The sequence below is a fragment of the Cognataquiflexum aquatile genome (genome assembly GCF_003316845.1).
GTDB classification, from domain to species: Bacteria; Bacteroidota; Bacteroidia; order Cytophagales; family Cyclobacteriaceae; genus Cognataquiflexum; species Cognataquiflexum aquatile.
Map to the genome: position 1 here is coordinate 346,655 of NZ_QMIK01000003.1, position 25,359 is coordinate 372,013.

20 protein-coding genes are annotated in these 25,359 nt (G+C 41.2%); 6 read left to right on the forward strand and 14 right to left on the reverse strand.

Going from position 1 to position 25,359, the window contains the following annotated elements:
* Positions 1-51 precede the first annotated feature (51 nt).
* From DQW11_RS10325 to DQW11_RS10340, 4 genes are read right to left on the reverse strand one after another with little or no spacing between them, the layout of a single operon-like run.
* Positions 52-984 (reverse strand): rhomboid family intramembrane serine protease, encoded by a 933-nt coding sequence (locus tag DQW11_RS10325; RefSeq protein WP_113923994.1) that lies wholly within the window; start codon positions 982-984, stop codon positions 52-54.
* 9 nt (positions 985-993) lie between these two features.
* Positions 994-1,785, reverse strand: coding sequence for a rhomboid family intramembrane serine protease (locus DQW11_RS10330; RefSeq protein ID WP_113923995.1), 792 nt, complete (start codon positions 1,783-1,785; stop codon positions 994-996).
* A 3-nt stretch (positions 1,786-1,788) separates the two neighbouring features.
* Entirely contained in the window at positions 1,789-3,660 is a 1,872-nt protein-coding gene (mutL, locus tag DQW11_RS10335; RefSeq protein WP_113923996.1) for a DNA mismatch repair endonuclease MutL, read from the reverse strand.
* Positions 3,657-4,067, reverse strand: coding sequence for a hypothetical protein (locus DQW11_RS10340; protein WP_113923997.1), 411 nt, complete (start codon positions 4,065-4,067; stop codon positions 3,657-3,659). The genes mutL and DQW11_RS10340 overlap by 4 nt, the downstream gene beginning before the upstream one ends.
* A gap of 164 nt (positions 4,068-4,231) precedes the next feature.
* On the opposite strand from DQW11_RS10340, the gene DQW11_RS10345 reads away from it, so the two are divergent.
* From DQW11_RS10345 to DQW11_RS10355, 3 genes are all read left to right on the forward strand, one after another.
* Positions 4,232-7,243 carry a glycoside hydrolase family 3 N-terminal domain-containing protein gene (locus tag DQW11_RS10345; protein WP_113923998.1) on the forward strand — a complete coding sequence of 1,004 codons (3,012 nt, stop codon included), beginning with the start codon at positions 4,232-4,234 and terminating at the stop codon, positions 7,241-7,243.
* A 206-nt stretch (positions 7,244-7,449) separates the two neighbouring features.
* The gene (gene bshA / locus DQW11_RS10350; RefSeq protein ID WP_113923999.1) at positions 7,450-8,607 is read left to right on the forward strand and encodes an N-acetyl-alpha-D-glucosaminyl L-malate synthase BshA; all 1,158 of its coding nucleotides are present in this window, start codon (positions 7,450-7,452) and stop codon (positions 8,605-8,607) included.
* A gap of 134 nt (positions 8,608-8,741) precedes the next feature.
* Positions 8,742-9,392, forward strand: coding sequence for a sterol desaturase family protein (locus DQW11_RS10355; protein WP_113924000.1), 651 nt, complete (start codon positions 8,742-8,744; stop codon positions 9,390-9,392).
* Between the two features lie 39 nt (positions 9,393-9,431).
* Here the strand turns inward: DQW11_RS10355 and DQW11_RS10360 are convergent, their stop codons facing one another.
* A complete protein-coding gene (locus DQW11_RS10360; RefSeq protein ID WP_198669878.1) occupies positions 9,432-9,887 on the reverse strand; it encodes a hypothetical protein in 456 nt (151 codons plus the stop codon).
* Positions 9,888-9,967: 80 nt separating this feature from the next.
* Here DQW11_RS10360 and DQW11_RS10365 point away from each other — a divergent pair, with 80 nt between their 5' ends.
* Entirely contained in the window at positions 9,968-10,786 is an 819-nt protein-coding gene (locus DQW11_RS10365; RefSeq protein WP_113924002.1) for an NAD(P)-binding domain-containing protein, read from the forward strand.
* 9 nt (positions 10,787-10,795) lie between these two features.
* Here the strand turns inward: DQW11_RS10365 and DQW11_RS10370 are convergent, their stop codons facing one another.
* The 4 genes from DQW11_RS10370 to DQW11_RS10385 all read right to left on the reverse strand — a co-directional run bounded on the left by DQW11_RS10370 (position 10,796) and on the right by DQW11_RS10385 (position 15,981).
* Positions 10,796-12,685 carry an ABC-F family ATP-binding cassette domain-containing protein gene (locus tag DQW11_RS10370; protein ID WP_113924003.1) on the reverse strand — a complete coding sequence of 630 codons (1,890 nt, stop codon included), beginning with the start codon at positions 12,683-12,685 and terminating at the stop codon, positions 10,796-10,798.
* Between the two features lie 285 nt (positions 12,686-12,970).
* Complete coding sequence (locus DQW11_RS10375; protein ID WP_113924004.1) at positions 12,971-13,936, reverse strand: YpdA family putative bacillithiol disulfide reductase; 966 nt, start codon at positions 13,934-13,936, stop codon at positions 12,971-12,973.
* 105 nt (positions 13,937-14,041) lie between these two features.
* Entirely contained in the window at positions 14,042-14,827 is a 786-nt protein-coding gene (locus DQW11_RS10380) for an NRDE family protein (RefSeq protein WP_113924005.1), read from the reverse strand.
* Positions 14,828-14,874: 47 nt separating this feature from the next.
* On the reverse strand, positions 14,875-15,981 hold the full coding sequence (locus tag DQW11_RS10385) for an alkene reductase (RefSeq protein ID WP_113924006.1): 1,107 nt from the start codon (positions 15,979-15,981) through the stop codon (positions 14,875-14,877).
* 260 nt (positions 15,982-16,241) lie between these two features.
* Between DQW11_RS10385 and DQW11_RS10390 the strand changes: the two genes are divergently transcribed.
* Entirely contained in the window at positions 16,242-16,616 is a 375-nt protein-coding gene (locus DQW11_RS10390; protein ID WP_113924007.1) for a BlaI/MecI/CopY family transcriptional regulator, read from the forward strand.
* A complete protein-coding gene (locus DQW11_RS10395; RefSeq protein ID WP_113924008.1) occupies positions 16,616-18,664 on the forward strand; it encodes a M56 family metallopeptidase in 2,049 nt (682 codons plus the stop codon). The genes DQW11_RS10390 and DQW11_RS10395 overlap by 1 nt, the downstream gene beginning before the upstream one ends.
* 101 nt (positions 18,665-18,765) lie before the next feature.
* On the opposite strand, the gene DQW11_RS10400 is transcribed toward DQW11_RS10395, so the two are convergent.
* The 5 genes from DQW11_RS10400 to DQW11_RS10420 form a co-directional block, all read right to left on the reverse strand.
* A complete protein-coding gene (locus DQW11_RS10400) occupies positions 18,766-19,341 on the reverse strand; it encodes a DUF1349 domain-containing protein (RefSeq protein ID WP_198669879.1) in 576 nt (191 codons plus the stop codon).
* A gap of 154 nt (positions 19,342-19,495) precedes the next feature.
* Positions 19,496-20,635, reverse strand: a complete 1,140-nt coding sequence (gene ppk2, locus DQW11_RS10405) for a polyphosphate kinase 2 (RefSeq protein WP_113924010.1) — start codon at positions 20,633-20,635, stop codon at positions 19,496-19,498.
* Between the two features lie 642 nt (positions 20,636-21,277).
* The gene (locus DQW11_RS10410; protein ID WP_157966090.1) at positions 21,278-21,766 is read right to left on the reverse strand and encodes a YybH family protein; all 489 of its coding nucleotides are present in this window, start codon (positions 21,764-21,766) and stop codon (positions 21,278-21,280) included.
* A 79-nt stretch (positions 21,767-21,845) separates the two neighbouring features.
* Positions 21,846-22,568: a L,D-transpeptidase family protein gene (locus tag DQW11_RS10415; protein WP_113924012.1), complete on the reverse strand. Its 723-nt coding sequence runs from the start codon at positions 22,566-22,568 to the stop codon at positions 21,846-21,848.
* Between the two features lie 388 nt (positions 22,569-22,956).
* Entirely contained in the window at positions 22,957-25,074 is a 2,118-nt protein-coding gene (locus DQW11_RS10420) for a DNA/RNA non-specific endonuclease (protein ID WP_113924013.1), read from the reverse strand.
* Between the last annotated feature and the right edge of the window lie 285 nt (positions 25,075-25,359).

Below are 25,359 nucleotides of genomic sequence, written 5' to 3' on the forward strand. Positions count from 1 at the left end.
AATTACCGGAGCAGTGGACAATCGACTGTGGACTGTGGACTTAAAAAAAACTTACTTCTTACTGAATTCAAAAAGCTTTCTTTTCTCTTCTTTGCTCAGACCGTCATACCCTTTTGAGGCGATTTTATCTAAAATTAGATCGATCTCTTCCTGAGAGACTACCTCCGGTTTTGAAGCAGTGGTTGTTTTGCCTGATTTTGACTGGGAATACTCACCAGCGGAAGAATAGGTTTTTGTTTTGCGGTAGGATACTTTCACAGGAGATTTTCTGGTAAATATCCTGGTAAAGAAATTCCCAATTGCCTGGATCCATGATCCCATGTCCCTTCCCTTTTGGAGTTGGTTGACATAGAGGAAACCCAATGCTGCACCTCCCAAATGTGCCAATTCCCCGCCTGCATTGTTCCCCGTCGAATTGACAAATGCGATCAGGACATAAAATATGGCGATATATTTGATTTTGACCGGGCCTAGCAGCAAGAGGAAGAAAGTGGTATTTGGTGCCAAAGTAGCCGCCGCAACCACCACAGCATATACACCGGCACTCGCCCCCAACATCCGCGCTGTAGCTAAAGAATCTGCAAAATAGGGGGAGATATTGTACATCACAAGGTAAAGCACCCCACCGGCCAGGCCACCCAGGACATAGATATTGGCCAATCTTTTACTTCCCAGGTATTCGTTGAGCAGGAGACCAAACCAATACAAAAACAGCATATTGAAAAGGATGTGGAAAATCCCTTCGTGAAAAAACATATATGTCAATGCAGACCATGGCTGAATGATCAACTGTGGCAAATCTGCCGGCATCATCAAGTATGACCGGAAACCCTCATATATGCTTCCTGCTCCGGAGAAGGTAAAGATCACCCGGACAAAAACCATCGCAAAAAACACCAATATGTTGATCGCCATGATCTTATACAAACTGTTGTTTTGGAGTTTGAAAGCGTTTTTGAGGTTATACCAGAATCCGTCGTACATAATTGATTTTTAATAAAAGTCTTTCCTGCTTTTTTTCCAATAATACACCAATCCGGCTCCTACAATCAAACCGCTGAGATGGGCAAAGTGCGCCACATTGTCCAATGGGTTGTTATTTACAACGTTGTAAATGGTGTAAAGGCCATAAAACAGCACCAGATATTTGGCTTTGACCGGCATAGGAGGAAACAACAAAAAGAGCTGGGTGTTTGGAAACAGCATAGCAAAAGCGATCAATACCCCAAACAGGGCACCGGAGGCACCTACCATCGGGACGTTGGCCTGAAGATCCCGGACTGCTGACAGGTTCTCTTTTGCTCTTTGGATATGAGCCGGATCTTCGGGATTGCGGCTATAGGAATCTACAAAGTCAAAAACGTTTGCTTTGAACAAATGTCTGTTTTGAATTACAAACTGATTGAACTGGTCCGGACTTGGTTCATCGTAAAATGCGCTGATTTGATTGTCCAATTTGTTCATCTGATAGGCTGTATAACCCGAATACAACAACCCTGAGCCTACACCGCAAACCATCCAAAGTGTCAGTATCTTTTTTGGACCGAGAAATTCCTCCAATAAAGGACCGAAGATGAACAACCCAAACATGTTGCTGAAAAGGTGCCATCCATCGGCATGCATAAACATGTATGTCAAAAATTGGGTAGGGATGAAGCGGTTGCTATTGACATAATACAGGGCAAGCATCCCCTTCAGTTGTGGCATCAAAAACGCAGTTACCACATACACGGCAACGGTAATGATCAGGATATTTTTTACTACAGGGGTAATATTTCTAAACATACACTATCTGGTAAAGAAGCCATGAATTTGTTGTAAATCAATTTTGACAAAAGTTTTGTTCCCCGAAAGCCCATAATTTGGATTTTGACAGGCAAATAGCTGACCAACGATAATTTCCATCTCGGACATATCCAGTTTGCTGCCCCGCTTGATGGCGGATCTCCGGGCAAGTGACCTCGCCAGATTTTCTCTTTTGTCCAATGAAAGCTCGGACTTGAAGTGTTTGAACTGCTCCAGCAATCCTTCGAAAAGGGCCTTTTCATTGTTGACCTGAATATCAGCAGGTACTCCCTGAATCAAAATCGTGTCTTTGCCGAATTCCACGATCACAAAACCAAGACTGTACAGTTCCTCTTTGATATCCATCACCAAAGCAAAGTCCGCCTGGCTCAATTGGATATGGGGGGGGAACAGACATTGCTGCGAAGCCCCGGCAGCATGTTGGAGCTGCTTGCGATACCTTTCGTATAAGATCCGCTCATGTGCCGACTGTTGGTCTATGATCAGCAAGCCGGTGGACATTTGAGCCACAATATAATTGTTTTCAACTTGAAATGTCGCTCCCGTGGCATTTCCCTCGGGAAAATGGAGGACATCTTCGTTGGCTTTGGAGGAGATGGTCAGGATTTCCTCTTCGCCCATATTCCTTATTTCCTTTCCTCTGGAAACCTCAATCGTATTTCCTCCGCCTTCAAATAGCTTTTCCCAACCTGAAACAGATTGCTTCTGATAGGCAGGACTTTGGAATGTTTTGTATTTATTCTCCATCCCTTGGTTGTCAGGTTGGAGGGTATTTTCGGTGTGGACAGCTTCTGTTTGTTCCCGGTTTGATTTCCAGTTTTCGGTAAAATTCACATCGAAGCTGAAGTCCAAAGCAGGCACCACATTGTGGGCGCCAAGAGATTGCTTGACTGCCGACCTTACCACCGCATAAACGGTCCTTTCATCGTCAAACTTTATCTCGGTTTTGGTAGGATGGACATTGATATCAATATGACTTGGATCAATCTCCAAAAACAGCACGTAAAACGGTTGCATGTCGCCGGACATCAATCCTTCATAGGCATTACTGACTGCGTGGTTGAGGTAGTTGTTTTTGATATACCTATTGTTGACAAAAAAATACTGCTCACCGCGGGTTTTTTTGGCAGATTCCGGTTTGCCGATATATCCACGGACATTCAGGTGCGGGGTTTCTTCCAGACAGGCCACCAACTGTCCCTGATAGGATTTTCCAAAAATCCCCAATATCCTATGGCTGAGTTTCCCCGGCAATAGTCTGAAAAGTTCAAGGTCGTTTTGGATGAAAGTAAATCCTATTTCAGGATAAGAGAGGGCAACTCTTTGGAACTCTTCCACCATATGGCGCATTTCCACAGGATTGGATTTCAGGAAATTCCTTCGGGCAGGAACATTGAAAAACAGGTTTTTGACGGATATTGAAGTTCCTTCGGGACAGGAAGCAGGTTCCTGCTTTTTTACCTCAGAACCTTCCATCACAATTATGGTCCCCAATTCAGCTCCGCTTTGACGGGTTTTCATCTCCACTTGGGCTACGGCGCCGATAGAGGCTAATGCTTCTCCGCGGAAACCGAATGTGCGGATCGAAAACAAATCTTCTGTATTTCTGATTTTGGAAGTCGCATGCCGCTCAAAACTCATTCTCGCATCCGTCATAGACATGCCTTTGCCGTTGTCAATGACCTGAATGAGGGTTTTTCCGGCGTCCTTGACGATAACCTGAATATGGCTTGCTTTGGCATCGACTGCATTTTCCAGCAATTCCTTTAGGGCAGATGCCGGACGCTGTACTACTTCGCCTGCTGCAATTTGATTGGCTATCGCATCAGGGAGTAAATGGATGATGTCACTCATTTTTTAAGTTTTCCCATTAACTTAAATAACAAAAATGTTATCAACAGTCCACCTGAAATATAAATAAGATAGTATATCGCTTGGGGACCATAGAATACGTAACCAAAAATCAAACCCATCAATACAAGGAATATCAATAACCGGAAAATACCTGTATTGGTAAGAGGAGATGTCATTTTACCTTTGATCTGACTCCCCTGTGAAAAAGCTCCCCTGATTGCAGATCCTCTGTAAGAATCATTTGCTTCGTCATATCCTTCCTCATAGGGAAGCTTCCCTTCAGCTTGCAATTCTTTTTTAATTCTAGCAGTCCTTTGTTCGATTTCCTCCTTAATGGGATCATAAAACCGAGGCTTGATTTCAAATCGGGCATGATTGGCGGTTTTGAACAGGGAAGGTAATTTCATAGTGCGGTTAAATTCAATTTGGTAATCATTCAATTATAAAACATCTGTCCCAATCATCACAAATTGATACTTTGGGCTTCTTTTTTTCGTATATGTTTGTACAAATTGATGTATATTCATACAAAGTTATTTTAAAATTCAAGCAATAAAAATTAAACAAGAGCATGCGTATAAAAGTTTGGGGTATCCTGTTGGGGTTGGTCGCGATATTTCAGTCAGACGTGTTGATGGGATGGGAAAAATCCAACCTTGATTCAAAATTGGATGGAAAGGATCCACTCAGTACCGAGAATTTCGGAAGGCAAATGGAGTGGGTGGACAGTGTTTTTGAGAATAATAGTTTTGAAGAGCGTTTGGGGCAGCTGTTTATGGTGGCCGCTTATTCCAATAAGGATGAAAAGCACGTCGAAGAAATTGCCAAACTGATTGCCGAGCAAAACATTGGTGGACTTATATTTTTTCAGGGTGGACCGGTCAGACAGGCCAATTTGACCAATTATTACCAATCTATTTCCAAAATGCCCCTTTTCATTGCCATGGATGCAGAATGGGGCGTCAATATGCGGCTGGATTCCGTCATTGGATTTCCCAAAGCCATGACCTTGGGCGCGCTTCCCGATGAGGATCTGATCTATGAAATGGGAAAAGAAATCGCGTTTCAGTTCAAATCTTTGGGGATGCACATCAATTTTGCCCCGGTAGTAGATGTCAATTCCAATCCTGAAAATCCGGTCATTGGATACAGGGCTTTTGGGGAAGAAAAACATTTGGTCACCAGAAAATCATTGGCCTACATGAAAGGTTTGCAGGATAATGGAGTCATGGCCAATGCCAAACATTTTCCGGGACATGGTGATACCGAGACAGATTCCCACTATACGCTGCCTGTTATCAAGCATTCCGAGACGAGGATCAAGGATATCGACCTTTATCCCTATCGGGAATTGATCGAAAATGACCTGATGAGTGTCATGGTCGCCCACCTGCATGTACCGAGCATGGACAGCGAAACCAACAAAGCCACCACCCTTTCGAAATATGTCGTTACTGATTTGTTGAAAAAGCAGATGAATTTCAATGGCTTGGTTTTTACTGACGCTTTGAATATGAGGGGAGTTTCCAAATATTTGAAACCGGGTGAAATAGATTTACATGCCTTGCTTGCCGGGAATGATGTTTTACTTTACTCCCAGGATGTCCCAAAAGCCAAAGCACTTATCCTGCAAGCCATCGATGAAGGTAAGATCAGCCAAGAGGAAGTGGATGAAAAAATCAGACGAATCCTCAAAGCTAAATTTTGGGCAGGATTGGACCAAAACCGCCCCATAGATACCTATAAACTTGCGGAAAAAATCAATAGACCCGAGGCAGCTATATTGGTAGAAAAACTTTACGAAAGATCCATTACGGTTACTTCCAACAAAGACAACCTGCTGCCGCTTCGCCATTTGGACATGCAAAATTTTGCTTCCCTCACCATTGGTGGCAACGGAACCGAGTTTCAGAAGAAATTAGATAAATATGCAAGGTTTGACCATTTCCGCATCGAAAATGGGGCCGTCGAAGATAGCCTGAATGGTCTTGCAGAGAAGCTTCAGCCTTACCAGACCATCATAGTCGGATTGACTGGAATCACCAATACTCCAAAAAGAAATTTTGGACTCAGCCAAACAGATTTTGACTTTATTCAAAAGTTGGAACAAGAAAAAAACTTGATTTTGGTAGTTTTTGGTAGCGCCTACTCGGTAAAGACGCTTCCTGAAATGTCACATAACATTGTGGCTTTTGAAAATAATTTAATCACCCAAAGGCTTGTACCTGAAATCATATTTGGTGCAAGGGATGCACATGGTCTTTTGCCTGTTTCAGCAAATCCTTATTTGAGGATGGGAACTGGAGGATATTTGGAAGGTTTGGGAAGACTTTCCTACAGTATTCCTGAGAATCAAGGTCTCGACAGCAGGAGATTGGCCAGGATTGACACGATCATGGCCAACAGTATTGCAAAGCAGGCAATACCAGGTGGCGTGGTTTTGGTCGCAAAAAACGGGCAGGTGGTATTTGAAAAATCCTACGGCTATTATGATTATAAAAAAACCAGGCCTGTCAATACTGAGACCGTATATGACCTTGCCTCCATTACCAAAATTTTGGCGACGACACAGGCAGTGATGTTCCTCGAAAGCAGGGGTTTGATCGACATGGATAAGCCTATAGGGAGATATATCCCTGAGTTGAGGAATACCAATAAAGAGCACCTGATTTTGAAAGACATTCTCGCCCATGAGGCCGGCCTGGTGGCATTTATACCTCATTATACCAAAACAGTGGAAGGAGGACAGTGGAAACCGGAATATTACCGCGCTGCGGCCGAACAGGGGTATACACTTCCGGTATCCAATGAGATGTTTGCGATGAATTCTCTCCGTGACAGTATATGGACATGGACTGTAAAATCTGAACTTAGAAAACCTGAATCCAATAAAAAGAAATACAGTTATGTATACTCTGACCTTACCATGTACCTGATGCAGGCCTTGGTGGAGGAATTGACCAACCAGCCTTTAGATGAGTTTTTGGAGCAAAATCTCTATAACCCCTTGGGGCTTTATTCGATGACATTCAATCCGGTCAATAAATACCCGATTGATTTTGTCGCACCGACCGAAGAGGATGTGGCATTCAGAAAGCGGCAGATTCAAGGGTATGTGCACGATCCTGGTGCGGCCATGTATGGTGGTGTGGCAGGACATGCAGGCCTTTTTGGCAAAGCCAATGACTTGGCTGTCCTGATGCAGATGATGCTGAATGGGGGTAAATATGCGGACGTGGAATTTATTGACAAAGAGACGGTCATGGAATTTACCGATAGACAATCCACACAAAGCAGGCGCGGTTGGGGATGGGATAAGCCCGAACCCGAGAAAGGAAAAGGAGGCAGCGCGGGGAATATGGCTCCAAAGAGTACTTTTGGGCACACCGGATTCACAGGTACCTGTGTATGGGCCGATCCTGAAAATGATCTGATTTATGTTTTTCTCTCCAACAGGGTCCATCCATATGCAGAAAACAACCTGCTGCTCAAAGACGGCGTAAGACAAGAAATCCATGATGTCATTTACCAAGCCATGACAGTCAAAACCAAATCAGATAATTTGGTGATGGTAAAGGAATAGGAGATAGAAAATTTCTTATAATTCCATGGAAGTTATGAAATATGAAGTTTCCTTTTTCTGAATTGAACTGAAGATTATCTGTATCAAAATATACTTCTGTAGTGCTGCCACCTACATTTCCATAAAAATATTAAATCCAAAGAATTGAACATTTTTATATAAAAAGCGTGTTTAATTTTTTGTTATAAACATTCATCTCAGCCAACATGAAAATTGGAATCGTTTGTTATCCTACTTTTGGAGGTAGTGGAGTGGTAGCCACGGAGTTAGGAAAAGCCCTAGCCAAGGAAGGTCACCAAATCCACTTCATCACATACCGACAGCCTACGAGGCTCGATTTTTTTAATCAGAATCTCTTCTATCATGAAGTGGATATCAAAAGCTATCCTTTATTCGAGCATGCACCGTATGAACTTGCCCTTGCGAGTAAGATGGTGAATGTGGTGAGTTTTGAAAAGCTTGACCTTCTCCATGTCCATTATGCGATTCCGCACGCATCGGCGGCTTACATGGCAAAACAGATACTCAAAGAACAGGGCATTTACATTCCCGTGGTCACCACCCTTCATGGAACTGACATCACTTTGGTAGGTAAAGATCCAAGCTACGAGCCGGTGGTCACCTTCAGTATCAACCAGTCTGATGCAGTTACGGCAGTTTCAGAAGATTTGAGAAAAGCCACCTATGAGCATTTTGCCATAAATAAAAATATTGTGGTTATCCCCAATTTCATCGACCTGGAGCGCTTCAAAAGACAGAAAAAAGAGCATTTTAAACTGGCAATTTGTCCAAATGGAGAGAAACTTCTGGTGCACACCTCCAACTTCAGGAAAGTCAAAAGGGTAGAGGATGTGATCCATGTCTTCTATGAATTGAGAAAAAAAATTCCGGCAAAACTATTGTTGGTAGGAGATGGGCCTGAAAGAGATAAGATGGAAAGACTCTGCAGAGAATTGGGAACCTGTGATGACATCAGATTCCTCGGAAAAATGGAGGCTGTGGAGGAAGTACTTTCTGTAGCAGATCTTTTTGTCATGCCTTCTGAAAAGGAAAGTTTTGGATTGGCGGCTTTGGAGGCGATGGCATGTGAAGTCCCGGTTCTAAGTTCTGATGCAGGGGGTATTCCTGAATTGAACATCGACGGAGTCACCGGATTTACCTGTAAAATCGGAGATGTAAAAACCATGACTGAAAAAGCCCTTGAAATCCTTGACGATAAAAATCTCCCGGGATTCAAAGAACGGGCACTTGCCCGGGCCAAAGAATTTGACGTAACCAAAATATTACCACTTTATGAGCAGGTATATGTTCAGACTTTGGAGGAAACAAAATCATTGAGCTTAAAATATGATTTAAATCATTAGGGAATTTTTATTGCTGAAATCAATAAATTTGTGTTTTAAATGTAAATTTGTGAATCAAAACAGATGATATGTATAACTATTTACCTTTTTTATTAGTTTTATTTGTATTATTCGGAATCTCAAAAAAGTAAACTATGCCAACTAGTACGAGTACATTGAAAAAAATCGGACGGTTGGACAGGCCTGATAATTCGGGGTCTGCCCATATGTTTGAAAATCCGCTTCTGGAAAAATTATCAAGAACCCATATCCTGGTTCCCATCACCCTGTTCTTTTTGGTTTCGTCGGTCTGTCTTTATTATGCGGTAACCACGACCAATATCAATCTTTGGAGTGGGACTTTGGTACTGCTATTGGGGATTTTCGCTTTTACATTTGTGGAATATATGATGCACAAGCATTTTTTCCATATGGAGCCCGATACGCCTATCAAAGATAAACTTCAGTACAGTGTGCATGGCGTTCACCATGACTATCCCAAAGACAAGGACAGACTCGCTATGCCTCCATTTGTGAGCGCTGCGTACGTCTTAATTTTCTATGCTGTTTTCAATTTGATCATGGGTGATTTTACCCTTTATTTCTTGCCCGGGTTTTTATTTGGCTATTCTGCTTACTTGGGAGTGCATTATGTTGTGCATGCTTTCCAGCCACCAAAGAATTTTCTAAAAGTTCTTTGGGTAAACCACGCCGTCCACCATTACAAAGATCCCGATGTGGCTTTCGGAGTAAGTTCACCGCTTTGGGATTATATCCTAGGGACAATGCCTAAAAAAGAAAAATAAAATGACATCCCTCTTTCATTAATTCCGAAAGGGGGATTTTTATTTGGCTTTGTTTTTCCTGGAATATCGGTTCAGAAACTCTTTTTTAAATTCACGGTAGGACAAAGAATCCTTTATGCTTAGAAAAAAATCCTTTGGCAGTTCCAACTTGCTGTACCGGATAGATTCAAGGCTGTCAGTAAGCGTGAAAGTATCATTAAGCTCTTCTGATACCTGCCATATTCTTTCCATTCCGGCATCGTTGCTCACTACGAGTAAGTTTCCGTCTATCGCATAATCATATCCGATCGGTCCTATTTGGTGGTGGTGGAGTACGATCAAGGTGTCGTTGACATAGAGTTCGTAATAGGTCGAATCCTCCTCAAAGCCATACCAGTTTCCGAGCATGGGGTTCTTGGTTTGGGTGAAGTTGCAGGAAGAAATCAGGAAGAAAGAAACGGTACCAAACACCCAACAGGTGGGCATTAACCTCAAAGCATTAAAAAGAAGCTTCAACCTGAATATCATTTTGGATTACCTTTATCTTTGTCTGCCACTCAAATTACCAAATATTTGAAAATTTTCCACTGTTTTTTATGACTTCAGTAACTATCATCGGTTTGGGCTGGTTGGGAGAGCCCTTGGCATTATACCTTTTGGAGAAAGGATATCATGTCAAAGGAAGCACGACAACACCTGAGAAATTATCCTTACTGCAATCCAAAGGAATTGAAACAGCTTTGTTAAAATTCAATCCCCACCCTGAGGGATCAGGATTCATATCACTTTTTGAGACAGATGTTCTTTTTATCAATATTCCTCCTAGGTCAAAGTCCGTACCTGAAGGGTTCTATGTTGAGCAGGTCAAGTTTGTCAGGGAATTGGCAATACAGTCCAAATTAAAAAAAATCATTTTCGTCAGCTCTACTTCAGTGTATCCGGATTGGAATCAAAAAGTGGATGAATCATTCCGTCTGACGATGGAGAATACAGGAAGTCCGGGTATTTTGAGGGCCGAACGAATTCTCCAATCCGAAAAAAGCTATGACCTGACTATCATCAGGTTTGGCGGATTGTTGGGAGTGGACAGGATTCCGGGCAGGTATTTTTCAGGAAAGGCAAACGTGACAGGAGACAGCCCTGTCAATTATATCCATCAGGTAGATGCGGTCAGGCTGTCTTCTTGGATTATTGAAAAAAACCTTTGGAATGAAACTTTCAATGGTGTGGCACCTGTGCATCCCTTGAGAAGGGATGTTTATGAAAAGAATGCAGTAGAATTGGGTTTTTCACCGCCTGTAAGCTACGCGAAAGAAGGAGAGTCAATGTGGAAAGAAATCTATTCGGACAAAATCCTCGCAACCGGTTTTCAGTTTCAGATTCCAGATCCGTTGGATTTTTGGTATCGGCCATAAAAAAAGGTATCAATCGATCCCTTCCAATTCACTCAGTTCAAGCCACCTCATCTCGAGATCTTCTAAGTCTTTTTCGATTTTTTGGATTTGTTTTGCCCAATCGACCATCAGCTGATGGTCTTCTGAACCGGTATTGATTTTGGAAACCAAGCCATCTTTCTCTTTGGTGAGGGATTGGATTTTGGCATTGATTTCTTCGTATTCCTTTTTCTCCTTGAAGCTTGCTTTGGGTTTGCCCGGATCGGAGTTGGTCTTTTCAGCTTTTGGAACTGAAATTGTTTTCTCTTCCTTTTTGGTAGATTTCTCCTCTTTTTCCCACTCTCTGAATTCAGAATAGTTGCCCGGGAAGTCTTTGATGATTCCTTCACCTTCGAAAACAAACAAGTGCTCCACCAGCCTGTCCATAAAATACCTGTCGTGGGATACGATGATCAGACAGCCAGGAAAATTATCCAAAAATTCTTCCAAAGTATTCAGGGTGACAATGTCCAGGTCATTGGTCGGTTCATCGAGAATCAGGAAGTTGGGACTTTTGATCAATATCATCAACAGTTGCAGTCTCCTTCGCTCCCCACCGCTCAACTTGGCGATAGGCGTATGCTGTTGTTTTGGAGGGAAACCGAATTTGGTCAAAAACTGCGAAACAGAAATCGTTGCTCCACCGGCTACAGTCACTACTTCTGCGACTTCTTTCACGATATCCAATAATCTCTTCTCTTCGTCAAAACTGTCTTCCTCCTGCCTGTAATAACCGATGGCTGTAGTCTGACCGATGCTGATTTTCCCATTGTCGGGGGCCATAGCACCGGTGATCATATTCAAAAATGTAGTCTTTCCCGCGCCGTTTGGTCCGACGATACCGATTTTATCGCCTTTTTTGAAAGTATAGCTGAAGTCTTGCAGGATTTTTTTGTCTTCAAAAGATTTGTTCAGCTTTTCTATTTCGATGATTTTGTTGCCTAGTCTCTGTGAGGTGACTTTGAGTTCGATCTCGCGTTCCTCTTTTTTCATAAAAGCCTTCTCCTTTGTTTCCTCAAAGGCATCCACCCTGTATTTGGCTTTGGTACTTCGGGCCTTAGGCTGTCTTCTGATCCAATCCAGTTCTTTCTTGTAAAGACTCTTTGCCTTCTCCTGTTCGGTGGCTTCTATCTCTCTTCTCTCTTCTTTCTTTTCGAGAAAATAACCATAATTCCCCATGTACCTGTGGATGCTGCCATTGTCAAGTTCAAGGATCTGATTGGTAACTTTTTCGAGAAAATACCTGTCGTGCGTCACCATAAACAGCGCAAGGTTGGCTTTGGAAAGGTAGTCTTCCAGCCACTCAATCGTCTCCAAATCAAGGTGGTTGGTGGGTTCATCCAGCAGTAAGAGGTCCGGTTTTTCCAAAATAGCTTTTGCCAAGGCAACACGCTTCCGCTGACCTCCACTCAGGTTGCTGACCGCCATTTCTGTGTCGTGGAGACCAAGTTTGCCAAGGACTTCATTGATTTGGTATTCAAAATCCCAAGCCTGAAGGGTATCCATTTTTTCAAAAATCTTCTGCATTTCATCGCCGTTGTCTTTGCCGTGCTCGGCGTCCAACATGGCTTTGTGGTAATGCTCAATCACCTGGAGTGTTTCGTTTGTGCTTCCATCAAAAATGGTTTGAAAGACACTCAGATTTCCCGAAAAGACAGGATTCTGATGCACATAGGCCACTTTGACTTGTTGGTTGATGGCTACATTGCCGGTGTCGGCAACTTCCTGACCCATAATGATTTTCATCAAAGTGGACTTTCCTGCCCCGTTGATGCCGACTAGGGCGATCTTTTGGCCTTGGTCAATGCCGAAGGAAATGTTCTGAAAAAGTTTGCGCTCGCCAAATGACTTGCTAAGATTTTCTACTGATAGGTAATTCATGCCGCAAAGATAGGAGGAAAAGGTTTTTAAAGTAGGTAGGTTAAAAAGATTTAAGGATGTTAAGATTTGAAGATAGAAAAATTGAAAAATTCCAAAATTTTCAGGAAGGTCGTTAGGAATAAACTTAGATTACTGAATCTTGGCTGAATTTACATTCCATAGGATCAGAATTTCCCCCCATTTACCTCTTACCGTTTTCTTCCCAATTCCTACCTTCCAACCTCTTTCCTCTCACCTCTTCCTTCAACCTTCCAATCTCTCACTTTCGTCCCTCTTCCTTCATCCTTACTTTTTCCCCACAATATCCTTCACGATATGCTCGGCATGGACGATGGAGTTTTCGATAAAAAATTCTCTTGTATTGAGTCCTCCGCAAACCACACCTGCAAGGTAAACCCCATGTACATTTGATTCCTGATTGGTTTGGTCGTAGCAGGGTTGACGCTTTTCATCCAAGCTGAGCTCCACGCCCAATTGGTCCAACAAAGCGAAATTTGGCCTGTAGCCAGTCATCGCCAAGACAAAGTCGTTTTCTACAATTACTTCCCCATCAGGGGTGTTGAGCACTACGTCCCTCTCCCGGATTTCTTTGACTGTCGAGTGGGTAAAAGCCTTGATCGAACCTTCTTTGATGCGGTTTTCGATATCCGGCTTGACCCAATATTTTACATTGGAATCTATGCCTTCGTCCTTCAGTACCATAGTGACCTCAGCGCCTTTTCTCCATGTTTCGAGGGCGACATCTACGGCAGAATTTGCTCCGCCGACTACGACAATTTTCTGGCCGATATATGGCCAAGGTTCTTTGTAATAGTGCGTCACTTTTGGCAGGTCTTCACCCGGTACTTTCATCAGGTTTGGGAGGTCATAAAAACCCGTAGACAAGATGATGTTTTTGGTATGGTACTTTATCTTGGAGGTAGTGATTTCAAAAACACCCTCTGCTTTGGATACGGTTTTGACTTCCTCGTACAGGTTGATTTTCAGTTTCCAGGTTTTGGCTACCCTGCGGTAATACTCCAACGCTTCTGTCCTTGTAGGTTTGTGCGCGATGGACATAAAAGGAATACCGCCCATTTCAAGTTTTTCGGAAGTCGAAAAAAATGTCATGTTGAGCGGGTAGTTGAAGAGGGAGTTGGTCAAAACCCCTTTTTCGACGATGATATAGTTGAGACCGGCTTTTTCACATTCTATCCCACAGGCCAATCCTATCGGCCCGCCACCGACAATAAACACATCCAATATTTCCATCACTAAGAGAGTTAATTAATCCGATAATGGGGCTTTTAATCCCGCAAGTCGGATGATTGTAAAATACAAAATTTTGGGGGATACCCACCCAATTGAAAAACGAACTTATCCTATTTTCTGTTTGGCTGATTCTGCCATCTGAAACTGAACTCGGGTTTCTTCGCTGCGGTTTTCTGCCTGAAAATAACGGACTTCCTTCATTTCTACTTCGCCGGAATGCTTCCAAAGCAAGACCGTGGTATTGATCGTCCCGTAGTAATTGCCCACGTTGATAAATTGCGAAGAAAGCAAGCGCTCCTGCTCCAAAGTCGCACCTGTGGCAGGCAAAAACCTGTCCGGTTCTATTTCCCTTGACAGCAAAACATCCCTCAGACCATCCAAGTCTATTTCATTGTGGTTAATTTTGGCGTGCAATTTTTCTTTGGCTTTCACGAGTTTTGCCCAAGGTGTTTCCAAAAGTGCATTGCTCAGGCCATAAAGACCATATTCCAGCTTATAGATCCCTTCTTTTTTATTGGACAGATAAAACAAATCATCTCCTTCTCCGACCAAAAGGTTGAAACCTTCATATTGGGCTTTTTCCTTTTCTATTTCAAGCAGGTATTCCAAAGGACTTGAATTTCCTTCCAAAAAGTTCTTTACCAGATCACCCCGGGATTTGGCGTTTTGTTTGACATTTTTGAGATCACGATAATTGGTCAAAGTAGCAAAACGGCCGTTTGGATGTAATCCCAACCATGTCCCGCCGGCTTTGAGGTCTTTGCCGGCGTAGAATCCCTGCTCCCAAAGATGGATAGAGGCTGTCGGCCGCTCAAAAAACTCATCCCTGTTGGCTACCAGGATAAATTTATATTCGGGGTGGTTGTTCCAGTTGAAAGCTAATAAACACATGCGCGCAAAGTAATAAAAAGGCCGAAATATATCGGCCTTTTTTGGAATTAAACAAGCTCCTGTTCCTGATAAGAAGGATAATCTGTATACCCTTTTTCTCCCGGAGTATAGAAAGTGGCAGTGTCATATTCAGCCAAAGGGTCATGATTTTCGAACCTTTCCACCAGATCGGGATTTGAAATAAATGGCTTGCCAAAAGCTACTGCATCCGCAAAGCCATCCTTTATCACCTGATTGCCTTTTTCTTGGTCAAAAGCAGAATTGATAATGATCGTTCCTTTGTAGATCGGTCTGTATCGTTTTGCAATTTCTTTTTCGGCAAAAGGAATCTTTGAGACATCCGTAAATGGCTCTGATAAATGCAGGTAAGCCAAATCGTACTGATTGAGTTTGTTGATGATGTAATCAAAAGTAGGAATTGTCTCCTCATCCATCGTCATTCCAAAAACGCCATTCAGGGAAGGATTCAACCTGAGTCCGATTCTGTTTTCAGGCATCACTTCTTTGATCGCATCGATCACTTCAAAAAGGATTCTTGCTTTGTTTTCGATGGTCCCACCGTATTGGTCGGTTCTCACATTGGAAGTACCATTGAAGAATTGGTGAAAAAGATAGCCGTTAGAAGAGTGGATTTCGACTCCATCAAAACCAGCTTCCATGGCATTTTTTGCAGCATTTTTGAAATCAAGAACGGTTTGCTTGATTTCTTCCAAAGTCATTTCTTTAGGAGTGACAGTTTCTTTGAATCCTTCGAATGTGTAAGATTTTTCATGGGGATTGAGTGCTGAAGCCGAAAGTGGAAGTTTGCCGTGATGAAAATCAGGATGTGACATCCTTCCTACATGCCACAATTGGATAAAAATTACTCCACCATTTTCGTGGACAGCAGCCGTGGTTTTTTTCCATCCTTCCACTTGTTCTTGTGAATAAATCCCCGGGGTATTGATATAACCGACTGCGATTTTGGATACCTGCGAACCTTCAGTAATCAATAATCCTGCGGAGGCTCTTTGTGAATAGTATGTGGCCTGAAGTTCTGTTGGGATATTTCCCGGGTTGTCAGCCCTGCTTCTGGTCATCGGCGCCATGACGATCCTGTTTTTCAACTCCAGATCCCCCAATTGTAATTTTTCTAAAAGTGGTTGTGTACTCATCGTGTTTTAATTTTGTTGGTTTAATTCAGTGTATATACAACTAACCGTATTCAGGGATGGTTCAGCCATTCAGGGAATATAAAATAGAACAGCCTTCAGTCAGTCTGAGGATGTGTTTGGAAAGAAAATTCGATTGGATGCAAAACCGGAACTTGATTTTTAACATCCTTTAAGACTGATCTACGGAAAAAATCGTATAAAATATTTGCATTACGATTCTCTTCGTATAACTTTGTACGAAAGCAATCGTATTAACTGTTATGCAAGCAAAACCAACTGAATCCGAACTTGAAATTTTGTCCCTGCTCTGGCCCATGGAGCAGGCGACCGTGAGGGAAATCCACGAGAAACTGGCCGAAACCAAGGACACCGGCTACACCACTACCCTCAAGACCATGCAGATCATGCATGCCAAAGGACTCCTCCGCAGGGATGAGCAGAACCGTACCCACATTTACTTTCCGGCGGTAGACGAGACCGTCACCCAAAAAAACCTGGTGACCAATTTTATGGCCACAGCATTTGGCGGCTCTGCCAAGAACCTGGTGATGCAGGCTCTCGGACAGGGCAATCCCTCCAAGGAGGAATTAGATGAAATCCGCGCATTTTTGGACCAATTGGAAAATGAACAATAATGGAAACTTTATCCACTTTTATCGCTGAACCCTATTTGCTCGCACTCGGTTGGATGATCGTCCATGCCCTGTGGCAGATCGCCGGTGTGGGTCTGATGCTTTGGTTGACCCTTCAGATTTTTGGCAAAAAGTCCGCAGCTTTCAAATACAGGCTGAGTATTTCAGCACTTGTGTTGATTACAGTGTTGGCTTTGGGAACGTTTATTTTTGCTATTCCTGAGTCCGGCACGATTCCATCTCATGCATTTGCAAATCCTGAAGATGCAGCTCAATGGCAACAGGCCAACTCCAACCACTTGATAGAAGCACCTTCAGATTGGATGATTGTTTCCAAAAGGATAGAAAATTGGATCCCGACTTTGGTTCAGGTTTGGTTTTTGGGAGCCATGCTGTTTTTGGTAAGGTTGGCGACCTCACTTGCCGACATCCGCAACCTCCGGCAAAAGCAACATGACCCAGTAGCATCTGTTTGGCAGCAGGTATTGGATAAGCAGCTCACATCGCTCCAAATGTCCAAACCTGTGCAGCTGCTGAAAAGCATTCACGTAGACGTCCCGATGACTTATGGAGTCTGGAAACCTGTCATCCTTATTCCTGCGGGCCTTTTCTTTCAGCTTTCCCCCTTGCAGCTCGAGGCGATCCTCGCGCACGAACTCGCCCATATCAAACGCCACGACTACTTGGTCAATTTGATACAATCTGTTTTGGAAGTAGTTTTCTTTTTCCATCCCATATTCTGGTGGATCAATAAAACAGCCAAAGAACAGCGTGAAAATGCCTGCGATGACCTGGCGATCAGTATGGGGATTTCTCCAAAAGACCTGGCATTTGGCCTCGCCAATGTGCTGGACCATGCCAAAAACCCGACACCGGATATCGCAATGGCTGCCGCCAAACCCAACAACCCCACCCTAGACCGCATCAAAAGAATTATGGGAGTCAAAACTTCCTCTACACAACCAACTACTATAACCAGCATGACCATGATGATCACACTATTGCTTGGCGCCACCTTGATGGTCGGTGCAAGCGACAAGCCGTCCAAGGAGTCCTTCGAAGACCTGATGGCTACCGAATTGAATACTTCTACGATCGAAGGAAATTGGTCGGGACCTTTTCTGTCCTACAGCCAGGATACTGTTCCCACAAAAGCCCCTAATTTCATAAAGAAAGAAGATTGGGAAAAACTGACCCCGGAACAAAAGGAAAAATTTGAAAAAGAGATGGAGACTATCTTCAAAAATCCACCTCCGGTTTTTGATGCCTTTCCAATGCCGCCAATGGCTTTTGAGGGAATGGCCGATATGCCTGTGATGGATTTTGTAATGGCTCCCTTGCCTCCAATGACTTTTGACATGTCCACCATGCCACAGCTTGCCATCAGTCCGGTACCGCCGATGAATTTTGGACCTGCACCGTTCATGGCATTTCCTGATAGCATGCAGTTCATGGCCTTTCCGGTGGATGTATATTTTCAGGGGGATTCTGCCCGAGGCTTCCAATATCAATACAGATATGATTTTGATACTACCAAAATGTCAAAGGCAGAAATCGAAAAGAAGAAAGCCGAAATGAACGCCAAATGGGCAGAAGCAGATAAAAAAAGGGCCGAAGCTATGGAAAAATGGCAGGAAAAGGTAGAAGCTTGGCAAAAGGAATTTGAACCAAAAGCTGAGGAATTTGAAAAAATGATGGCGGAATGGGAGAAAGCCAACAAGCCCATGATGGAGGAATTTGAGCGGAAAATGGAGGCTTGGCAAAAAGCCAACGAACCAAAGATGGCCGAATACCAAAAGAAGATAGTGGAATGGGAGAAAGCCAATCAGCCGATAATGGAGGAATTTGAGCGAAAAATGGAAGAATGGGAAAAAGCCTATCAACCCAAAATGGAGGAATTCGAAAGAAAAATGGAAGAATGGCAAAAGGCCAATCAGCCCAAAATGGAGGAGTTTCAGCGAAAGATGGAAATCTGGCAAAAAGAACAGCAGGAGCAAATACAGAAACTTCAAAAAGCCATTCAGGAATCAACAAAAAAAGGGGACAATTAGTCCCCTTTTTTTTGTCAAACCATTCGCTTTTAACCCATATTCCGTTTTCCAAATAACCATTTTCTGTTGTTGTTTTTTTATGTTCGCTCTCCCACTTTAAATCATTTATTACTTTCCAACCACTTTGTTCTTCTTGTGTCCGGAATAGGTTTTATTTCAAATTCTTCAAATAGAGCAGTGAAGCCATTTCCATCAGGTGATGCTGCCGTCATACCAACCATTACAGGTTTGTTTTCCGGAAAATATGCTAATCGCATCATGGTATAAGTAATATCATCATAAGAGTAGAAAATTTCCACTGAGTCCAATTTTCTGATTGCTTTCAGCCATAGCGACTTGGGGTTTGTGGAAATCTCAATAACACTCCAATCGCTTTTATCATGAGTTACTACAGCACTGATAAGGAGTTTTTCATTTACGAACTCAATCCCGGTTTTTATCCAATTTTTTTCATCAATTCGGATCATTAGGCCCATTTGGTCATATCGGCTTTTGTAATCGCCGGTTATTTTCACCTTCACTTCAAATTCCCCACCTAAAGTTTCGTAGTAAAATGGTCCGTCATCAACGATGAATCCGTAATGGGTAATCCTCCAAAAGTCAGTTTTTGGGGTTACAAACAGAGAGAGCCTATTTTCTTCAAAGCTCCAGATTTTGGGCTGGTTAAACCACTGCATAATTCTAGAATTTTTAGCCATTAAGAGTCTTATTAGATTACCACCAAACAGTTTTGCAGATTTTGGAAGGCGAAGCGGGACAGGTTGTGGGCTTAAAGCTCACGGCCGTTTACGCGATTAGTGGCAACATGATTTATTTTTGAGTAGCTGACAATCAAGTTATTTCATTCGACCGCTTTTCACCTTTTTCATAAATCACATTTGAACGTCCAACAATTAATGAATCCAATTTTCCAATGTTGTTCACGTCTCTATCACTATAGGTAAACCTATTTAAAACATACCTCATGGTGTTGAGTCTGGCTCGTTTTTTACAGTTTGATTTGATCACAATCCATGGAGCATCTGAAGTGTCTGAATAGAAAAACATTTTTTCTTTAGCATCAGTATAATCATCCCATTTGTTCAATGAAGCTTTATCAATTGGTGACAATTTCCATTGTTTCAGGGGATGATTTTCCCTGTCTTTAAATCTCCTCTTTTGTTCATCTCTACTCACAGAAAACCAAAATTTAAACAGATATATTCCACTCCGTATTAAGTTGCGTTCCAATTCCGGAACTTCACGCATAAACTCCAGATATTCTTCATCATTACAAAATCCCATTACTTTTTCTACCCCTGCTCTGTTGTACCAAGAGCGGTCGAATAATACAATTTCTCCTTTAGAAGGAAAATGTTTGATATATCTCTGAAAATACCATTGCCCTTTTTCCTCGTCCGTTGGTTTCTCTAAAGCCACAACTCTTGCACCCCTAGGATTAAGATGTTCCATCAGGCGCTTTATTGTTCCTCCCTTTCCGGCAGCATCCCTTCCTTCAAATAAAATCACAACTCTGGAACCGGTTTCTTTGACCCATGATTGAAGTTTTAATAATTCTACCTGCAGTTTATACTTTTGCTTTTCGTAGTTTTTTCTGGACATCAGATATTCATAGGGATATCCGCCTTGATGCCAAAGTTTTGACAAAACCTCATCAGGATGTTTCTGAACCTGATTATTTTCCAATTCGTCTCTTAGTAGTCTTAAGACCTCTTTTTTATCTTCCTCAGAGAATTTTTCCAGATAGTCTTTTAAAGACCTTTTCTTATTGTTAGACTTCCCGAAAATATCTTCAATAGCAGCCACTTCCTTTTCAAGCTTGGCTTGATGTACTACTTCAATCGTGTTGTCTTGAATCTGTTTAGGGGTTTTCCCTTTGATAACGTCTCCGGTTGAAACTTTTTTTGGCTTTGCTAAAGTGGACTTGGTTTTTGGAGGACGGGTCTCTTTTATGGCTACTTTCTTTTCCATTTCTTCTTAAAATTTTATTTCATTGATCCTTAATAAATTTTCAAAATATACAACCCGTCCCAATTAATAAAAATGATATTAGTCATCTTTAACAGGGTATCGCGCAAGGAGAATAAGGATTTTGCCGGTTTATATTTTTTTGTAAAGTTTGTCTAAAGCTGATTGCCACCAACGCTCGGGAAACGTCATGCCGGAGCTAAAATCTCATTCAGAAGATGAGTATGTGATAGTATAAGACTTTACTGCTTAATAGAAGCTGGTTTGTGTGTGCCTTGAATGGTGGATATAGGGTAAAAAGATGAACGTTCCAACGGGTGAAATGCGATAAATAAAAAGGAAAAAATGTATTTCAATTTCAAGTGATTCAACACAATCCAGACCACTGCTATCACGCTGTCATGCCTGAGAAAAAAAAGATAAGAATCGATGCTTTTCTACTACCTCAAAGCGCAACCTACAATCCTGCGAACCGCTCCTGAAGTTTCGGGAAGATCTTTATGCACTCAACGCCAAAGGGGATATCGGCATTGGTGTGAGACTTGTGCGCCATGGCGTAGGCGCACTCACCCAAGAGCGGGATTGGCTGTGGGCTTATAGCTCACGGCCGTCTACTCGATTGTTTGAAGTGGCTTTTCCAATTCTTCAATTTTTGTCGTCACTTACCGATGAAGCGTGGAGATGGGCGATTTTCCAAATACCCTTTTCCTTGACCATTACTAAAGTCCGCCTTGAAAGTGATTTTAATCCGTCCCCGAGATGAAATGAAACAATTGCAGTCTTACCATAGAGTTGGATATTAATGTCCTTCGGATTTATTTGTAATTTCCTGGTGTTTGTCGGATCTGTAAATTCAGGAAAAATTGTCAACCAGGCTGATTCAATTTCTTGTCTTCCTCTTACTCTTTTTGCTTGATTCCAATATGGATAAAAAATAGTCGCCTCATCTGAGAATGATTCGCGAAAAGTAGTCCACTGAAAATTATTAAATGCTGACACAAAATTGGTTGCAGATTTCATCACGGCTATGGAATCTCTGCTCTGCGCCTGTAAAGAAAAAGTTAGCAAGCAAAGGATTGCTAACAGAAGTAAATTTTTAGAGCTCATAATTTTAAAACTTAAATTTCTTGCCATCAGACACGGCATTTTGCATGTATGATCAGTGGTGGATTAAAAAGCATTTAGCTTTAACATACAGCACATCCCCCAAATTTTAATACACGCTGATAGGTAGCGTTTTTAATTCATCTTTTATTTTGTCGTATAGTTCGTTTTCCCAATCTATTTCTTCAATTATTGGATAGCTTGAATTTATCCTAAAATCCCTCGGGCTAATTATTACTTTCACATTATTATTAATAGCTTTTTGTGTTAATAAAAACACTTCTTCAATTGCTTCGTCACCTATCGGAATACAGCCAATTGTTGCTGCCTTTCCGTGTATAAAAATATCTCCGCCCAAATCGGACATATTTGTCAATTCAGTTTTTGATTTATCAAATTCATTTGGATAACTGACTTTTATTGACAAATAAAAGGAACTGTTGGGGTTTAAATATTCAACTTTGTAAACGCCCTCAGGTATTTGTTTATCTCCTTCTTTCAATTTAGGCCCTAGTTTACCGCTATATGCTGTAAACGGATATTCCTTGATCATTTTGATTCCGTTGTAGTCTTTCGCGTAAACTTGAAGAATCTGCTCCTCTTTAAAAGCAGCAAGAATTATTTCTTTCGGATATTCCATTTTATATCCTGCCAAGTTCAAATTATTTTCAAGTCTACTCCATACATTTTTGTGGATTTGTTCAATTCTTGATTCAGTAGTTTCTTTTCCCTTCATCTTATTAAAAATAGGTTTATAAATTGACCTTCCATAGGTTAGAAAGACAATTACTATTACTAAAATTCCGAATATTAAAATCAGTTTTTTCGTCATTGTTTTTTAAAAATTTATTTAACGGTTTCGGGATTGGCGAAGATGGCAGGATTCACCATAAATGTTAAAGTGGAAAATTTTTGGTAATGACAAAATTATCTACCAAACACGATACCCGCCTTCTGCAAATCTGCTGTGTGTGCCTTGAATAGTGAATATAGACTAAAAAGATAAACGTTCCAACGGGTGAAATGCGATAAATAAAAAGGAAAAAATGTATTTCAATTTCAAGTGATTCAACACAATTCTAACGGTCTACGGCTTGGCGATGTGGCGGATTTTTAGCACTGAAGTTCATTAAAGTTCCAAATGTTTTTTGTACCACAAATGTTCATTAGGATTCCTTCAGCCGCCATATTGCCAAACCGATGTTAGCGGCAGTTCTTTTCTATTTTAGTAGGTCGTCCCAATCTGAAATTATTGTTTTTGCAAATGCTTCTTCGCCTACGTTTGGTTGGTCAACTGAAGAAATCGTGTCTGCCGAAATAATATCATCTCCAAACTTTAGGTTCGTTAATTTTTCAATCTCTTTTATTGAAACTCGCCATTCGTTTACATTAATATTATTTGCAGGCTTTGGTTTCCCCAAATTTTTGCGTTCTTCTGATAACAAACTACTTTGGTCAACAATAAGTCCGACTGCTTTTGGCTCTTTTTGTTTGTTTCTCCAAATAGCGATTTTGAAATATTTTGATGGAATTTGAAAATCATCTGCCCACAAGTCAATTTTATCATCATAAATTGGACCTTGAAAAACTGAAATTTTATTATTTACTCCATCATTTATTACACCTTTTTCAAGAATATATCTTTCTACTCCCTGCCAGTACTTTACGGTTTGGTTAAATCTGAAATGCTGAATTGAACAATTTGAAAAATGAAAAGTATCAGCATCAGCTCTTAATGCTTCTTCATCAGTTCCCCAAGATGGGTCAGTTCTACGGGTTAAGTGTCCTCGGTCGAAAAAATGCGACCAACCAGAGAAAAAAAGCTGGTTTAAATGAAAGTCCGGATTTATTCTGTCATCCTCATACCAAGTTTCCCCTTCGTCTTGGTTCAAATTTGTTCTATCTGTAATTTCTCCAGTTTTTCTATTAATTGATTTGTATGTTGCTCCATCAATATTGGTTGCAGAATAAAACGCACAACGTTTTTCTTTATTTATTACAAGAGAAAAATGCTCATACTTTAAAATACCATCTTTATAGTTTGTTTGTTCTGAATATAATGGGGCAATTTTGCTTTTGTCTGATATTTCGGGTAATGGTATTTTAAAGGATGGTATAAAATTTTCAACATAACCATTTCTATTAGAGTAGTTCTTGTCAATTTTATTTGCTTCTGATTTTTTTAATAAGGGAGTAGTTGCAACTTCGATCTGCTGTGCGATATTATTAACGGTTACCTTACCAACACTAATTGTTACCTCTAAAGGAATTTGTATTTTGATTTCTGTATTTGTCGAACTCATATATGTTGAATTTAGTTGTTGGTTATTTTCACTTTTAGTTGTTTCGTTACTGGCTTCAGTTGTCGTTTTTTTAGGCATTGGAACTTTATGAGAAGTAAGTGGATTTATCTTTGCGTAAGACAGAGCTTCCAATAATATGTTCTTCTGTAAATTTTGTAAGCTGGGTAACTGATTGTTGAGAAACTTATAAATTGAACTTATTCTAATTCCCTCGTTAACATAGTTTGGCAAAGTGCTATTGGGATTATCTATTTTTGCTTTATACGGCTCTCCCCAATGGTGGATGGCGACTAAATCCCAATCGTCATTTAATACAGGTGAGCCTGATGAGCCATTTTCTGTGTCGGTTTCATATAACAATGATGTATCTGTTCTTTCAACCAAAGTATTGTTTCTGAAAACAACTTTCTTAGGTAAATCTAATGGATGTTGGATGATATTTACATTCATACCAAGAATGTGCTTATCAGGCGAATCTGAAATAATGAAGTGACCAATTTCTTCAATAGTTAAATTTCCAGATTGTTTTTCGCCAATATGGATTATAGAAAAATCAAGTTCATTTTCAGGACTAGTAATAAAAAATGCTGTTGGATTTAATTTATAAACGCTTGCTTGTTGAGGGTAGCCGTTTTCGTCATTCTCTTTATTAAATGTGACGAAAGAGTTTTCAGCATCGTTGCCGCTTGATATGACGTGGTTATTTGTCATAAAAAGTTTATCACTTATCATAAACCCTGAACCAGTGGTCACTTTTCCATTTACTCTTACGGTTATATAGCCTACAGCTTGTTTGACTTGGCTGCCTTCTGTTAAAAACGAAATGTCAATCCAATCTAATGTATCACCAACTTGTGATTCTCGTCCTCTAATTCTATTTTTTAGTTTGTTTTTAAGAACAAACCTATCTTTTCTTGTTTGGTCGGTTTCCGCTTCCGTCCATTTCCCAATTTCAACTAAGCGTCTTACTTTGTCTCTGGTTTCTTTGGTGCTATTTACAAGCTGCTCAAATTTTGAAATCGAATCTTGTTTCATATAGATAAGTTTTAGTTCGTTATAAATTTACAAAGTCATTTTTAAAGTTCAGATTATTTGATTGTTATTAATTTCTTGATGTTATGGCGTGGGTCGCTGGTAGAATTGCCGCTAACGTGAGTATTTGCGTTCGAGCGGGGCTTTCGAAGCCGCGTCCTGTCCCCGACACCGAACGGAATAAAGATACGAAAACGTTGGATTGCGGGTCAACCCCGCTTGACGCAAATACATTGTTGTGGCCAGTTGGGTTTCGTCCGTTAATTTTTAGCGAGTCTCAAAAATTGT

What these genes read in the sequence shown, in the direction of transcription:
- DQW11_RS10325 (WP_113923994.1), bottom strand. Translation starts at nt 984, where the DNA reads ATGTACGACGGATTCTGGTATAACCTCAAAAACGCTTTCAAACTCCAA.
- DQW11_RS10330 (WP_113923995.1), bottom strand. Translation starts at nt 1,785, where the DNA reads ATGTTTAGAAATATTACCCCTGTAGTAAAAAATATCCTGATCATTACC.
- mutL (WP_113923996.1), bottom strand. Translation starts at nt 3,660, where the DNA reads ATGAGTGACATCATCCATTTACTCCCTGATGCGATAGCCAATCAAATT.
- DQW11_RS10340 (WP_113923997.1), bottom strand. Translation starts at nt 4,067, where the DNA reads ATGAAATTACCTTCCCTGTTCAAAACCGCCAATCATGCCCGATTTGAA.
- DQW11_RS10345 (WP_113923998.1), top strand. Translation starts at nt 4,232, where the DNA reads ATGCGTATAAAAGTTTGGGGTATCCTGTTGGGGTTGGTCGCGATATTT.
- bshA (WP_113923999.1), top strand. Translation starts at nt 7,450, where the DNA reads ATGAAAATTGGAATCGTTTGTTATCCTACTTTTGGAGGTAGTGGAGTG.
- DQW11_RS10355 (WP_113924000.1), top strand. Translation starts at nt 8,742, where the DNA reads ATGCCAACTAGTACGAGTACATTGAAAAAAATCGGACGGTTGGACAGG.
- DQW11_RS10365 (WP_113924002.1), top strand. Translation starts at nt 9,968, where the DNA reads ATGACTTCAGTAACTATCATCGGTTTGGGCTGGTTGGGAGAGCCCTTG.
- DQW11_RS10370 (WP_113924003.1), bottom strand. Translation starts at nt 12,685, where the DNA reads ATGAATTACCTATCAGTAGAAAATCTTAGCAAGTCATTTGGCGAGCGC.
- DQW11_RS10375 (WP_113924004.1), bottom strand. Translation starts at nt 13,936, where the DNA reads ATGGAAATATTGGATGTGTTTATTGTCGGTGGCGGGCCGATAGGATTG.
- DQW11_RS10380 (WP_113924005.1), bottom strand. Translation starts at nt 14,827, where the DNA reads ATGTGTTTATTAGCTTTCAACTGGAACAACCACCCCGAATATAAATTT.
- DQW11_RS10385 (WP_113924006.1), bottom strand. Translation starts at nt 15,981, where the DNA reads ATGAGTACACAACCACTTTTAGAAAAATTACAATTGGGGGATCTGGAG.
- DQW11_RS10390 (WP_113924007.1), top strand. Translation starts at nt 16,242, where the DNA reads ATGCAAGCAAAACCAACTGAATCCGAACTTGAAATTTTGTCCCTGCTC.
- DQW11_RS10395 (WP_113924008.1), top strand. Translation starts at nt 16,616, where the DNA reads ATGGAAACTTTATCCACTTTTATCGCTGAACCCTATTTGCTCGCACTC.
- DQW11_RS10400 (WP_198669879.1), bottom strand. Translation starts at nt 19,341, where the DNA reads ATGCAGTGGTTTAACCAGCCCAAAATCTGGAGCTTTGAAGAAAATAGG.
- ppk2 (WP_113924010.1), bottom strand. Translation starts at nt 20,635, where the DNA reads ATGGAAAAGAAAGTAGCCATAAAAGAGACCCGTCCTCCAAAAACCAAG.
- DQW11_RS10410 (WP_157966090.1), bottom strand. Translation starts at nt 21,766, where the DNA reads ATGGCAAGAAATTTAAGTTTTAAAATTATGAGCTCTAAAAATTTACTT.
- DQW11_RS10415 (WP_113924012.1), bottom strand. Translation starts at nt 22,568, where the DNA reads ATGACGAAAAAACTGATTTTAATATTCGGAATTTTAGTAATAGTAATT.
- DQW11_RS10420 (WP_113924013.1), bottom strand. Translation starts at nt 25,074, where the DNA reads ATGAAACAAGATTCGATTTCAAAATTTGAGCAGCTTGTAAATAGCACC.